At 64.5% G+C, this 13,062-nt stretch carries 11 protein-coding genes; 5 read left to right on the plus strand and 6 right to left on the minus strand.

Going from position 1 to position 13,062, the window contains the following annotated elements:
• Positions 1–32 precede the first annotated feature (32 nt).
• The 3 genes from XH85_RS35200 to XH85_RS35210 form a co-directional block, all read right to left on the minus strand.
• Complete coding sequence (locus XH85_RS35200; RefSeq protein WP_128935561.1) at positions 33–914, minus strand: ribonuclease HII; 882 nt, start codon at positions 912–914, stop codon at positions 33–35.
• 77 nt (positions 915–991) lie between these two features.
• Positions 992–1,447 carry a VOC family protein gene (locus tag XH85_RS35205; protein WP_128935562.1) on the minus strand — a complete coding sequence of 152 codons (456 nt, stop codon included), beginning with the start codon at positions 1,445–1,447 and terminating at the stop codon, positions 992–994.
• Between the two features lie 23 nt (positions 1,448–1,470).
• Positions 1,471–2,646, minus strand: coding sequence for a PA0069 family radical SAM protein (locus tag XH85_RS35210; protein WP_128935563.1), 1,176 nt, complete (start codon positions 2,644–2,646; stop codon positions 1,471–1,473).
• Positions 2,647–2,855: 209 nt separating this feature from the next.
• On the opposite strand from XH85_RS35210, the gene XH85_RS35215 reads away from it, so the two are divergent.
• Both XH85_RS35215 and XH85_RS35220 read left to right on the plus strand, forming a co-directional pair.
• Positions 2,856–5,270, plus strand: a complete 2,415-nt coding sequence (locus tag XH85_RS35215; RefSeq protein ID WP_164940942.1) for a phosphoketolase family protein — start codon at positions 2,856–2,858, stop codon at positions 5,268–5,270.
• A 4-nt stretch (positions 5,271–5,274) separates the two neighbouring features.
• Positions 5,275–6,477 (plus strand): acetate/propionate family kinase, encoded by a 1,203-nt coding sequence (locus XH85_RS35220; protein ID WP_128935564.1) that lies wholly within the window; start codon positions 5,275–5,277, stop codon positions 6,475–6,477.
• Positions 6,478–6,709: 232 nt separating this feature from the next.
• Here the strand turns inward: XH85_RS35220 and XH85_RS35225 are convergent, their stop codons facing one another.
• On the minus strand, positions 6,710–7,549 hold the full coding sequence (locus XH85_RS35225) for an RMD1 family protein (protein WP_128935565.1): 840 nt from the start codon (positions 7,547–7,549) through the stop codon (positions 6,710–6,712).
• A gap of 339 nt (positions 7,550–7,888) precedes the next feature.
• Here XH85_RS35225 and XH85_RS35230 point away from each other — a divergent pair, with 339 nt between their 5' ends.
• Positions 7,889–8,464 carry a glycosyltransferase family protein gene (locus tag XH85_RS35230; protein ID WP_128935566.1) on the plus strand — a complete coding sequence of 192 codons (576 nt, stop codon included), beginning with the start codon at positions 7,889–7,891 and terminating at the stop codon, positions 8,462–8,464.
• A gap of 61 nt (positions 8,465–8,525) precedes the next feature.
• The gene (locus tag XH85_RS35235; RefSeq protein ID WP_128935567.1) at positions 8,526–9,455 is read left to right on the plus strand and encodes a bifunctional helix-turn-helix transcriptional regulator/GNAT family N-acetyltransferase; all 930 of its coding nucleotides are present in this window, start codon (positions 8,526–8,528) and stop codon (positions 9,453–9,455) included.
• A gap of 244 nt (positions 9,456–9,699) precedes the next feature.
• Here the strand turns inward: XH85_RS35235 and moaB are convergent, their stop codons facing one another.
• Together moaB and ypfJ are read right to left on the minus strand one after the other, a co-directional pair.
• Complete coding sequence (gene moaB / locus XH85_RS35240; protein WP_128935568.1) at positions 9,700–10,263, minus strand: molybdenum cofactor biosynthesis protein B; 564 nt, start codon at positions 10,261–10,263, stop codon at positions 9,700–9,702.
• Between the two features lie 154 nt (positions 10,264–10,417).
• Positions 10,418–11,359, minus strand: a complete 942-nt coding sequence (gene ypfJ / locus XH85_RS35245) for a KPN_02809 family neutral zinc metallopeptidase (RefSeq protein WP_128935569.1) — start codon at positions 11,357–11,359, stop codon at positions 10,418–10,420.
• Between the two features lie 421 nt (positions 11,360–11,780).
• Here ypfJ and XH85_RS35250 point away from each other — a divergent pair, with 421 nt between their 5' ends.
• Positions 11,781–12,911: a site-specific DNA-methyltransferase gene (locus XH85_RS35250; protein ID WP_128935570.1), complete on the plus strand. Its 1,131-nt coding sequence runs from the start codon at positions 11,781–11,783 to the stop codon at positions 12,909–12,911.
• Positions 12,912–13,062: the final 151 nt, after the last annotated feature.

The raw sequence follows: 13,062 nt of genomic DNA on the forward strand, positions 1-13,062 counted from the left end.
GCAAAGAGGCCGCAGCGAAAAACGGAGTCCTCCTAGAGACCTGTGGAGGCGCCGGCTTCGACACCCGCCTCCACCTCCATCTCGACCTCGGTGACGGAGAACAGATCCTGCACCGGCTCGACGGTCCAGGGCATATGCTTGGCGCGGGCGGCCGCGACGGGGGCGAAGAAGCGGCGGTGGTGGATGGAGGGGCCGAGGCGGTCGAGGGCGTCGAGATGCTCGGGCACGGCGTAACCCTTGTGCTGCTCGAAGCCGTAGCCGGGGCAGTCTTGCGCCAGCGCGCACATCAGCCGGTCGCGCGTGACCTTGGCGACGATGGATGCCGCCGCAATCGACAGCACGATGCCATCGCCGCCGATCACGGCCTCGCAGTCGCATTCCGTATCGAGTCGGTCGCGGCCGTCGACGAAGACGTGGCGCGGCGTCTCGGGCAACGCCACCACGGCACGCTTCAGTGCCCACAGCGAGGCGCGCAGGATGTTGTCGCGGTCGATCCGCGCGGGCGAAGCCACGACAACCGAGACCTGCGCGCTGGCGCAGATCTTGTCGAACAGCTTTTCGCGCTCCTCTACCGTCAGCCGCTTGGAATCGTCGATGCCACGCGGAATGCGGTTGGGATCAAGGATCACGGCCGCCGCCACCACGGGGCCGGCCAGCGGGCCGCGGCCGGCCTCGTCGCAGCCCGCGACCGGCCAGACGCCGCGCTTGATCAGCGCGCGCTCGCGGCGGAAGCTCGGCGGCGCTACGGCGATGATGCCTTTCGGGCCCTCACTCTTGCCGGCTAAAGCCTCAACCTCCGACGGCTTGGCTTCCGGCGTCTTGGCTTCCGAGGCCTTGGCAGGCGCGGCCTTCTTCGCACCGTTCTTTTTTGGCGCGTCTTTGGCCGGCTTCTTGGCGGACTTGTCTCGAATCATGGCCGGGATCGTGCGCAAGGGACTTCGCCAGCGCAACTAGGAACCCCAGATAATTCCCGTTATTCAGATGAGCCGCCCTACTCCGCCAGATGTACCCGCCGGTCATCGCCGACATCGATGCCGGGCGCGACCACAACCTCCCACGGATGGCCGTCGGGGTCCGTGAAATAACCTGCATAGCCGCCGTAATCGGTCTCGTGCGCGGCTTTCAGCAGCGCTGCGCCCTTGTCGACAGCGAAAGCCAGCACCGCATCGACCTCCGCGCGCGTCCGGCAGTTCCAAGCGAGCGTCACCCCACGAAAGGTCGACGGCCTCGGATTGTCCGGCAACGCCGCCTCGGCGGCGAGTTGATCCCAGGGATACAAGGCGAGCACCGGACCACCGGTATCGTAGAAGGCGACCGCCTCACCGGTCGCCTTCAGCCGGCGCGAGAAACCCAGCGCGTCGTAGAAAGCGATGCTGGCGCGGATGTCGCTGACACCGAGCGTGATGACGGTCAGCCGCGGCACCGGCACGGTGAGTTCCCTAACCATGCTACCCCTCGTCCACTTCCCGATCAGAACAGGCTGAGCTGATCGCCGTTCCGCTTCGGCCGCGCGAAGTGATCCGTGGTCAGCTTGGAGCGCCGTTTGTTGAGGCCGAGCCTGTCGCAGGCGATCTCGAAGCGGCGGCCGATGGTCCAAGCCATCGGGCCGGTTCCCTTCATCCGCTCGCCCCATTTCGCATCGTAGTCACGGCCGCCGCGCATGTCGCGGATTAGCGTGAAGACGTGGCGATAACGGTCCGGATAGTTCGCCATCAGCCATTCGCGGAACAGATCGCGCACCTCGAGCGGCAGCCGCAGCAGCACGTAGGAGGCTTCCTTGACGCCGGCATGGGCTGCGGCATCGAGGATGCGCTCTATCTCGGAATCGTTCAGCGCGGGGATCACAGGTGCGACCATCACCGTGGTCGGAATGCCGGCCTCCGAGAGCTGCCTGAGCGCCTCCAGCCGCTTCGGCGGCGTGGAGGCCCGCGGCTCCATGGTGCGCGCAAGTTTTGGGTCGAGTGACGTCACCGAGATCGCGACCTTGGCGAGGTTGCGCTTGGCCATGCGCGCGAGAACGTCGATGTCGCGCACCACCAGCGCCGACTTGGTGACGATGCCGACGGGATGGCCGGTGCGCTCCAGCACTTCGAGAATGCCGCGCATGATTTTGCGCTCACGCTCGATTGGCTGATAGGGATCGGTATTGGTGCCGATCGCGATCATCCGCGGCTCGTAGCCTGAGGCTGCGAGCTCCTTCTCGAGCAGCGCCGGCGCCTCGGGCTTCACGAACAGCTTCGACTCGAAGTCGAGCCCGGGCGACAGCCCGAGATAGGCGTGGGTCGGCCGCGCGAAGCAATAGACGCAGCCGTGCTCGCAGCCGCGATAGGGATTGATCGAGCGGTCGAAGCCGATGTCGGGGGAATCGTTGCGGGTGATCACCTTGCGTGAGGTATCGACGGCGACCGTGGTCTTGAACGGCGGCAGCTCCTCCAGGCTCTGCCAGCCATCGTCGAAGGCGACGCGCGCCTCGGCCTCATAGCGGCCGCTGGCATTGGACTGGGCACCCCGCCCTCGCCGGCGCGCACGGTCGATGGCGACGCCAAGCTCGGGAAAATCGGCAGGAAAATCAGAAGGCGCACCCGCCGGCTCGGAGGGCGCCGTGACCGGCGGGTGCTTGAGGGCACGAGAAGATGCTCGACTCATGAAGCCAACATAGCACCCGAACGGAACAAATCAAGAACAAGAACAAAAAACGCGAAAACAACCCCATGCACAGTAGCGCTGCCCAAACTTCGGGCGCGCGCCCTTGACCTCACGCAACACCGGTGCCGCGGCGATCCCGTTTCATGAAAAGGGATCAATCGCTCCGGAACAATGTTGGTGACGATCGCTGGGTGAAGGTCGGCAAGAACATGACAAGTCAACGACAATTGCGCGACGCGAGCAGCGAACTCGATCTCCTCGATCGCTACTGGCGTGCCGCCAACTATCTCTCCGTCGGGCAAATCTATCTCCTCGACAATCCGCTGCTGCGCGAGCCGCTGCGGCCCGAGCACATCAAGCCGCGCCTGCTCGGCCATTGGGGCACGACGCCCGGTTTGAACTTCATCTATGCCCATCTCAATCGCGTCATCCGGGCGCTTGACCTCAACGTGATCTACGTCTGCGGCCCCGGCCATGGCGGCCCGGGCATGGTCGCCAACACCTACCTGGAAGGCAGCTACAGCGAGATCTATCCCGACATCGCCCGGGATGCGGACGGATTGCGCAAGCTGTTCAGGCAGTTCTCTTTCCCCGGCGGCATTCCGAGCCATGCGGCGCCGGAAACGCCGGGCTCGATCCACGAGGGCGGCGAGCTCGGCTATGCCCTGGTGCACGCCTATGGCGCAGCATTCGACAATCCCGACCTCATCGTCGCCTGCGTCGTCGGCGACGGCGAGGCCGAAACCGGCCCGCTCGCGGCGTCCTGGCACTCCAACAAGTTCCTCAACCCTGCCCATGACGGCGCGGTGCTTCCGATTCTGCATCTCAACGGCTACAAGATCGCCAACCCAACCGTGCTCGGGCGGATGCGGGACGACGAGATCCGCGATCTCTTCCGCGGGCTCGGCCACGAGCCGCTGTTCGTCGCGGGCGACGATCCCAAATTGATGCACCAGGCCATGGCGGATGCGCTCGACGTTGCGCTCGCCAGCATCCGTTCGATCCAGCAGCACGCCCGCGATGGGCGCAGAAACGTCGAGCGGCCGCGCTGGCCGATGATCGTGCTGCGCAGCCCCAAGGGCTGGACCGGCCCGAAGGAGGTCGACGGCAAGAAGGTCGAAGGTTTTTGGCGCGCGCATCAGGTGCCCGTTGCGAGCTGCCGCGAGAATCCCGCGCATCTGAAGCTGCTCGAAGACTGGATGCGCAGCTATGAGCCGGACAAGTTGTTCGACGCCGGCGGCGCGTTCATTCCCGAGCTTCAGGCACTGGCGCCCGAAGGCCAGCGGCGGATGGGCGCCAATCCGCATGCCAATGGCGGGCTGTTGAAAAAAGAGCTGAAGCTGCCGGACTTCCGCAGCTTCGCAATCGAGGTGCCGCAGCCCGGCGGCATGGTGGCGGAAGCCACGCGCGAGCTCGGCAAATTCCTGCGCGACGTCGTCCGCCTCAATGCCGAGGCGCGCAACTTCCGCATCATGGGCCCGGACGAGACGGCATCAAACCGGCTCGATGCGGTGTTCGAGACGACCGAACGGGTGTGGATGGAGCCGATCGAATCTTACGACGTGCATCTCGCGCAGGACGGCCGCGTGATGGAGGTCCTCAGCGAACATCTCTGCCAGGGCTGGCTCGAAGGCTATCTGCTGACCGGCAGGCACGGCTTGTTCTCCTGCTATGAGGCCTTCATCCACATCGTGGATTCCATGTTCAACCAGCACGCCAAATGGCTGAAGGTGACGCGCGATCTGCCCTGGCGGCGCCCGATCGCCTCACTCAACTATCTCCTGACCTCGCATGTCTGGCGCCAGGACCATAACGGCTTCAGCCATCAGGACCCTGGTTTCGTCGATCTCGTCGCCAACAAAAAGGCCGATATCGTCCGGATCTATTTCCCGCCTGATACCAACACGCTGCTGTGGATCGCCGATCATTGCCTGCGCACCTACAACCGCATCAACGTGATCGTCGCCGGCAAGCAGCCGGCGCCGCAATGGCTGTCGATGCAGGAGGCGGCCACGCATTGCGATGCCGGCATCGGCATCTGGACCTGGGCGGGCACGGAGGACACAAACGCAGAGCCCGACGTGGTGATGGCCTGCGCCGGCGATGTACCGACACTGGAGACGCTCGCCGCCGTCGACCTCTTGCACACGGCGCTGCCCGACCTGAAGATCCGCGTCGTCAACGTCGTCGACCTCATGACGCTGCAGCCGAAGGAGCAGCATCCGCACGGTCTGTCCGACCGCGATTTCGACAGCCTGTTCACATCGGACAAGCCGGTCATCTTCGCCTATCACGGCTATCCTTATCTCATTCACCGGCTGACCTATAACCGCACCAACCATGCCGGCATGCATGTGCGCGGATTCGCCGAGGAAGGAACCACGACGACGCCGTTCGACATGGTCGTGCTCAACGAGCTCGACCGCTACCATCTCGCCATCGAGGCGATCGAGCGCGTGCCGGGGCTTGCGACCAGGGCTGCGCAGGTCAAGCAACAGTTCCGCGACAAGCTGATCAAACATTCCCGCTATGTCCGCGAGCATGGCGAGGACATGCCTGAGGTCCGCGATTGGGTCTGGCCAAACAGCGCCGGCGGCAACACGCCGGCCAAAGCCGGCGACTGAAGCCATGTCGGATACCGTCCTTGTGCTCAACTCGGGATCATCGAGCATCAAGTTCGGCCTGTTCGAGCTGCCGGCGTCCGGCCCCGACCTGCTCTGCAACGGCTTGCTCGACGAGCACGAGGCAGCGCCCCGGCTCGTGGTGAAGAGCCCAGCGGGCGAGACAATGTTCGAGGCGCGGAAGGACGCATCCGATACGAACAGTGGTCATCTGTTCGCCGAGGTGCTGGCGTTCATCGACGAGCGTTTTGGCGAGCATCGTCTGCGCGCCATCGGTTACCGCATCGTCCACGGCGGTCCGGATTACTCCGGCCCGGTCGAACTGACGGACGACGTCTACGCCAAGCTGGCGGCGCTGACGCCGCTGGCTCCGCTGCATCAGCCGCGTTGCCTCGAGCCGGTTCGCACCATCCAGGCGATCCGCCCCGGTCTGACGCAGATCGCCTGCTTCGACACCGCCTTTCATCACAGCATGGCCCAGCCCGCGAGCCGTTTCGCCATTCCGAGGCGCTATGAGGAGCGCGGCGTCCGGCGCTACGGGTTTCACGGCCTCTCCTTCGAATATGTCGCGGGGCGCCTCGCGGCAATCGCGCCGCAGCTCGTCGCAAAGCGCACCGTCATCGCGCATCTGGGCAACGGGGCGAGCCTTTGCGCGCTGCGCGATGGCCGCAGCGTCGACACCACGATGGGACTGACACCGCTCGATGGCCTCGTGATGGGGACGCGCTGCGGCGCCATCGATCCCGGCGTGCTGCTCTATCTGCAACAGCACCAGAACATGTCCAGCGAGGATATACAGCATCTGCTCTACAACGAGTCCGGCCTGCGCGGCGTCTCCGGCATCTCCGCGGACATGCGCACGCTGCTCGCAAGCAGCGAGGCTGCGGCACGGGAGGCGGTCGATCTGTTCGTTTTCCGAGCGGCGCAGGAGATCGCGATGATGGCGACCACGCTTGAAGGATTGGACTGCCTGGTGTTCACCGGCGGCATCGGCGAGCATGCGAAGGAGATCCGCAGCGCGATCGGCGAACGTCTTAGCTGGCTCGGTGTGAGCATCGATGCCGCGGCGAATGATGCCGCGCGCGAGCGCATCAGCGGGGGCGATAGCGCTGTTGAGGTGTTCGTCATTCCAACGAATGAGGAACTAACGATCGCGCGGCATTGTGCGGCGGTGCTGCAGACAATAGAGTCTTATCCGATTAGCCCGTGATGGCCGCCAATCCGTCATTGCGAGCAATCCAGACTGGCGGCGGGACTCTGGATTGCTTCGCTCCGCTCGCAATGACGACGAATGCGGCAAAGCAACGCATCACAACGCACCGGCGATTATGCGGCGACAACCCCTCACCGAAGTGAGCTTGTGTCGACCAGCGTCGCCGCCCTCTCCCACAAGGGGAGAGGGCACAGTAACGCGTCTCGCTCGCGAACAAAATTCAGCTTGGCTAATGCGTCCCCGACCATATCTGAAAGCACCCGATCGCGACCTCGATCACGATCAGCACCACCACCGCGATTTCGAGGCGGAGCGAGCGCTGGGTGTCGATGATGTCGGTCAATGCGTTGGCGGTCTCCGACACCGCTGTGAGCTTGCGCTCGAGCGTGTCGAGGCGCTCCTTCAGCTCATACTCGTCCTCGAGACGAGCATAGAGCCGGTCGAGCTCGGGCTTCTCCCAGAGCACGTCGGGTTTCTCGGCGACGGCAACACGGCCCGCGACACGCTGCTGGACAAGAAGCGCATTGCCGATCAGCTGTAAAATGCCCTTGCGCCGCCGCGGCGTGCGGCCGCGCTCGGCTAGCTCCCGTGCAAACGGCTCGATCACGTCGAAGACCGCCGCGACGCGCCGCTCGTCGCGGGCGAGCGACGTGCTCTTGGCGAGCGCATCCGCGATCAGGAGCAGCCGGTCGTCGGAGAATTTGGCGAGGCAGATCGGCCCGCCCGGCTGGATCGCCTCGACATTCTCGTCCTTGCAGAGCTGCGCCTGCGCGGTCTCTTCCTCATGAGGACTGAGCTCGCCGATCACCCGCGGCTTCAGGCTGTCGATCAGCACCTTCTCCTCCGAGGGCAGAAGACCGATCAGCACCACGACGCCGTAGCGGAAAATCACGACAAGTCCGGCGTGGACGCGGAAGGCAGCCGGCGTCGAGGAGACCAGCGTGCCGATCTCGAGGCCGGAGGCATTGATGCGGTCGCCCAACATCAGCGCGCGAACCCGCAGGGTCGGCGCGGCGTCCTGCTTCGGCGTTGCTGCCGTCGCGTTGACGGCGAGTTGATCGGCATTCATGCAAAGCCTCCGTCAGCACCAATCAGCGCCCAAGTCAGCACCCAAGTCGCACATCGTTCCCGTTCGACGGTTGGTTGCATCCCATCCTCTCCTTGGACGGTTGCGAACTGCCCTGCGCCGCGCAACATCATCGTCGGGCTCCGGGTTAATACGGGCCGGACGAGCTTGTGCCGAAACATTCGACCAAAATACCATCCCGCGCGCGACACATTTGGTTGCGAGTTTACCATTGCATGCCGAAGCCCCGCCGAAAAAGTTGCACTCGGCAACGCCACGTGTTTATGACAACATCATGAAAAGCTACGCTTCTTCCGAAGTGCAGATATTGAAGCTTCAATCATGCTGAGCGTCATCATTCCGACCGAAGGCGTCGAGCAGACGGCAGTCGCAACGCTGGCCGCGCTCGTCCCCGGCGCCGCGGCGGGCATCATCCGGGAAGTGCTCCTGGTCGACGGCACCCGCAACGGCGTCATCGAGCGCGTCGCCGACGTCGCAGGTTGCCGCTTCATCGGCTTCGAGGGCTCTTCGCAAGGGGCCGCGCGCGCCGCCGGCGCCCTCCAGGCCCGTTCGCCGTGGCTGATGTTCCTCCCCGCTGGCGCGGTGCTGGAAACCGGCTGGATCGAGGAGACCACCCAGTTCATCCAGGCCGTCTCGAGCAGCGGCCGCGATCGAGCGGCGGTGTTTCGCTATGCGCGCTCGCCCTACGCCGACACCGGGCTCGGCGACATCCTCCGCGCCGTGGCGCGCAAGCTCGTCGGCCCGTTTGGCGATCAGGGGCTTTTGATCGCGCGCGATCATTATGACCGGATCGGCGGCTACCCGCCGCAGGCCCGCCGGTCCGAGGCACGGCTGCTCCGGCGGCTCGGCCGCTCGTCCCGGACCATGTTGCGCAGCCGGATCGTCATGGTCGGCTGAAGCCTCCAATACTTGCCAAAGTCAAATAATTGTTTGACAATGGCAAGTATCGAGGTGACCCATGTCCTTTGAAGCTACCGACGACCACATCGGAGCGGTCCGCGCCTTCAACCGCTTCTATACCCGCAAGCTTGGTGTGCTCGACCAGCACCTTGGAAAGAGCCCGTTTTCGCTCAGCGAGGCCCGGGTGCTCTATGAACTCGCGCATCGCGACGACCTGGCAGCCAAAGAGATCGGAAACGAGCTTGGTCTTGACCCCGGCTATCTCAGCCGCATCGTACAGAGCTTCGACGAAAAGGGGCTGATCACGCGAAGACCCCTGCCCGCAGATCGCAGGCAATACCAGCTCAGCCTCACCGCCAAGGGCCGCCAGGCCTTCGCCAAGCTGAACCTAGGCTCGCAAAACGACGTTGCCGCCATGCTGGCTCAGCTTTCGGCCAGCGATGCAACGCGGCTCACGCAGGCTATGGCGACCATCGAGGCTGTGCTGGAGCAACGTCGAAGCCAGCCCGCGGCTTTCATGCTGCGCAGCCATCGCGTCGGTGACATGGGCTGGGTCATCTCCCGACAGGCCGCCGCCTACGCCGCGGATTACAACTGGGATATCAGCTACGAGGCGCTGGTCGCCGAGATCTGTGCACAGTTCATCAGAAACTACGACGCCGCGCGCGAGCACTGCTGGATCGCGGAAGTAGCTGGCGAGCCGGTCGGCTCGATCTTTCTGGTCAAGGCCTCGGATGAGATCGCCAAGCTGCGCCTCTTGCAGGTGGAGAAGAAAGCACGAGGGCTCGGTGTCGGCCGCGCACTGGTCGAGCAATGCATCCAAGGCGCACGCGAGAGGGGCTACAGCAAGATGACGCTGTGGACGCAGAGCATCCTCGTCGCCGCGCGCAGCATCTATCAAAGTGCAGGCTTCAAGCTCGTGAAGGAAGAGAAGCACCACAGCTTCGGTGCCGATCTGGTCGGCGAGACCTGGGAGCTGGATCTCTGATCTCGCAGCGGGCGGCATGCGCATGATTGCGCCCTCTCCCCTTGCGGGAGAGGGCATCTCCGCTGGCGGATACGAACTCGGTTGGGTGAGGGTCTCTCGCCGCGAGTCTGGAATCGTAGGGTGGGCAAAGGCGCATTAGCGCCGTGCCCACCGATCTAGCATTGCGACAGGAGTGGTGGGCACGCTTCGCTTTGCCCACCTACGATACTGATGGTGTGGAGAGACGCCGGAGAGCTATCCGTGCTTACACCGTCGCGCCCTGCGCCTTCGGTCTCCGCAGATGCTCATCTAACCGCGGCATGATCTCGACGAAATTGCAGGGCCGCGTGCGGTAGTCGAGCTGAGCGGCAAGGATGCCGTCCCAGCCGTCGCGGCAGGCGCCGGGCGAACCTGGCAGGCAGAAGATGTAGGTCGCGCCGGCGACGCCCGCAGTGGCGCGGCTCTGGATCGTCGACGCGCCGATCTTGGCGTGGCTCAGCATATGGAACGCGATCGAGAAACCATCCATGCGCTTATCGAACAGCGGCTCGATCGCCTCCGGCGTGACGTCGCGCCCGGTGAAGCCGGTGCCGCCGGTGGTGATGACGACGTCGATGCCGGCATCCGCGATCCAGCGGCGGATCACGTTGCGGATCGCCTCGATGTCGTCGGTGACGATCTCGCGCGCGGCGAGCTTATGGCCGGCAGCTAGGAGACGGTCGGCCAGCGTCTGGCCCGACTTGTCGTCGGCGAGGGCGCGCGTGTCTGATACGGTGAGCACCGCGATGTTGAGCGGGATGAATTGCTTTGTCTCGTCGATGGAGGCCATTGTATCGCACCTTCTATCCCGCCCACCGCCGTCATCCTTCGAGGCTCGCCGAAGCGGCGAGCACCTCAGGATGACGCCACTACTTCTGAATCCTCAGAAGCGCAACCGCGCAACATAATTCGTGCCGCGCTGCGTCCGGGGCACGAAGCCTTCGTTACAGCGCCCCGGCACTGAACGTGTTGCAGGCCTGCACCGATCCCTGCTGGTAGCCGGTCATGAACCACTGCTTGCGTTGCGCCGCCGAACCGTGGGTGAAGGAATCGGGCACGACGCGACCCGTCGCCTGGCGCTGGAGCGTATCGTCGCCGATCGCGCTCGCCGTGGTCAGCGCGGCGTCGATGTCGCCGGGCTCCAGGAAGTTCGGACGCTTCTTGGCCTCGCGGTTGACCCAGACGCCGGACAGGCAGTCGGCCTGCAATTCCACCTTCACCTGAAGCGCATTCGCTTCGGCCTTGCTGCCGGCCTGCTGCTGCAGCCGCGTCACGCGCGGAATAATGCCGAGCAGGTTCTGGATGTGATGGCCGGCCTCATGCGCAATGATGTAGGCGGTGGTGAAGTTACAGGCGGACTTGCCGGAGCAGCCGCGGAAGCGCGTCTCGACCTCTCGGAAGAAGCCGGTGTCGAGGAAGATGGTGCGATCGGGCGGACAATAGAACGGCCCCATCGCCGACTGCGCCATCCCGCAACGGCCGCCATTGGTGGCGTTGCGGAACAGTACGATCTTCGGACCGGTATAGGACTGGCCGCTGGCCTGGAAGATCTCGCTCCAGCGATCGTCGATCTCGCCGAGAATGCCGGAGATCATGCTGCCCATCTCGTCGGTCGGTGCGCCGCGCTTGCCGGAGGAGGCCTGGCGGTCGGTCTGGTAGGTGGGCGCATGGCCGCCGCCGGTGAGGATCTCGGCGCCGCCGATCAGGATGCGCGGGTCGATGCCGAAGGCGTAGCCGACCAGGCCGAGTATGATGATGGTGCCGATGCCGAGCCCGCCGCCGCCCATCGGCAGCCCGAGCCCGCCTCCTCCGCCGCCGCCAAACCCACCACCTTCGTCGCGACGATCCTCGATGTCGTCGCTGCGGCGGAAGTCATCGTAACGCATGGCGGCCTTTCCCCTGGGGGTCCCTGGTTTAGTCGGCTTCGTCGGGCACATGAGCGCCAAAGCTCAACGCGCCACACAGGTAAAATTTCCGTTGCGTTTATCAATATCGTGGCCGGCAAAAATTGCCTAGTGCGACACCATGCCGATGCCAGCAATTTTTTCCGAGGGTCGAGCAATTTTTTCCGAGAGAAATTTGGATCTTTTCTGAAGCCTCGACTGCTCGCGTGAGGCGAAGAAGCACGAAATGCACTGTAAAACACGGCGAATGCGCGCAACGTCCCGCACACGACGCGCGATGCGGAGGCTGCTCACGAAAGCGGCGGGTTAAGTCGATTTTTACTTTGCCGCTTCAATGTAGCGGTCAGTCGGTTGTTTGGTCCCGCGTCGCCGACAGCGTCGCCTGAGTCAGAGTTCTTGAGTCATGGTAGAGTCGCGTCGCGGGGCGTCTGCAAGGGCGCCCCGCACAAATTTTGAGTCCCCTTCGCATCGCATCATCCTCGGCGATTGCGTCGCCGAGATGTCGAAGCTTCAGGCCGGTTCGGTCGACCTCGTGTTCGCCGATCCGCCCTACAATCTCCAGCTCAAGGGCGATCTCAAGCGTCCTGACGAATCCCATGTCGATGCCGTCGACGACGAATGGGACAAGTTCGATTCGTTCTCCGCCTATGACGATTTCACCCGCGCCTGGCTGCTTGCCGCCCGCCGCGCGATGAAGCCGTCGGCGACGATCTGGGTGATCGGCTCCTATCACAACATCTTTCGCGTCGGCGCCATCATGCAGGATCTCGGCTTCTGGCTCCTGAACGACATCGTCTGGCGCAAGACCAACCCGATGCCGAATTTCCGCGGCCGCCGTTTCACCAACGCGCACGAGACCATGATCTGGGCCGCGCGGGATGAGAAGGCCAGGGGCTACACGTTCAACTACGAGGCCCTGAAAGCCGCGAACGAGGACGTGCAGGCGCGTTCCGACTGGCTGATCCCGCTCTGCACCGGCGAGGAGCGCCTCAAAGGCGCCGACGGCAAGAAAGTTCATCCGACGCAGAAGCCGGAGGGCCTGCTCGCGCGTGTGCTGCTGTCCTCATCCAAGCCCGGCGATCTCGTGATCGATCCCTTCAACGGCACCGGCACCACCGGTGCGGTCGCAAAGCGTCTCGGCCGCTCCTATATCGGATTCGAGCGTGACAAGACCTATGCGAAGGCGGCCGAAGCCCGCATCGCGGCGGTCGAGCCGCTGCCGGAACAGAGCCTCGCCCCATTCATGACCGCGCGCGAGGCGCCGCGGGTCGCATTCTCCGAGCTGATCGAGCGCGGCATGATCATGCCCGGCACGAAACTGTTCGACGCCAAGAAGAAACTCGGCGCCCTCGTGCGCGCCGACGGCGCCATCATGTTCGGCGACAAGGTCGGCTCGATCCACCGCATCGGCGCCGTGGCGCAAGGCTCGGCCGCCTGCAACGGCTGGACCTTCTGGCACGTCGAGACCAAGAAAGGTCTCAAGCTGATCGACGAGCTGCGCGCCGAGATCCGCGCCGGCATGGCGGCGGAGTAAGGTCCCTCCATCGTCATTCCGGGGCTCGCGCAGCGAGAACCCGGAATCCATCGAACCACAGCGCAAGCCGCCCAATGGATTCCGGGCTCGCGCCAAGAGGCGCGCCCCGGAATGACGGCGGCGGTGCTTGAATGCCGCCCCCGCCAGGACT

The organism is Bradyrhizobium zhanjiangense (assembly GCF_004114935.1).
GTDB classification, from domain to species: domain Bacteria; phylum Pseudomonadota; class Alphaproteobacteria; order Rhizobiales; family Xanthobacteraceae; genus Bradyrhizobium; species Bradyrhizobium zhanjiangense.

Excerpts from the sequence above, each read along its gene's own strand:
- XH85_RS35200 (WP_128935561.1), bottom strand. The coding sequence starts at position 914 with ATGATTCGAGACAAGTCCGCCAAGAAGCCGGCCAAAGACGCGCCAAAA.
- XH85_RS35205 (WP_128935562.1), bottom strand. The coding sequence starts at position 1,447 with ATGGTTAGGGAACTCACCGTGCCGGTGCCGCGGCTGACCGTCATCACG.
- XH85_RS35210 (WP_128935563.1), bottom strand. The coding sequence starts at position 2,646 with ATGAGTCGAGCATCTTCTCGTGCCCTCAAGCACCCGCCGGTCACGGCG.
- XH85_RS35215 (WP_164940942.1), top strand. The coding sequence starts at position 2,856 with ATGACAAGTCAACGACAATTGCGCGACGCGAGCAGCGAACTCGATCTC.
- XH85_RS35220 (WP_128935564.1), top strand. The coding sequence starts at position 5,275 with ATGTCGGATACCGTCCTTGTGCTCAACTCGGGATCATCGAGCATCAAG.
- XH85_RS35225 (WP_128935565.1), bottom strand. The coding sequence starts at position 7,549 with ATGAATGCCGATCAACTCGCCGTCAACGCGACGGCAGCAACGCCGAAG.
- XH85_RS35230 (WP_128935566.1), top strand. The coding sequence starts at position 7,889 with ATGCTGAGCGTCATCATTCCGACCGAAGGCGTCGAGCAGACGGCAGTC.
- XH85_RS35235 (WP_128935567.1), top strand. The coding sequence starts at position 8,526 with ATGTCCTTTGAAGCTACCGACGACCACATCGGAGCGGTCCGCGCCTTC.
- moaB (WP_128935568.1), bottom strand. The coding sequence starts at position 10,263 with ATGGCCTCCATCGACGAGACAAAGCAATTCATCCCGCTCAACATCGCG.
- ypfJ (WP_128935569.1), bottom strand. The coding sequence starts at position 11,359 with ATGCGTTACGATGACTTCCGCCGCAGCGACGACATCGAGGATCGTCGC.
- XH85_RS35250 (WP_128935570.1), top strand. The coding sequence starts at position 11,781 with ATGGTAGAGTCGCGTCGCGGGGCGTCTGCAAGGGCGCCCCGCACAAAT.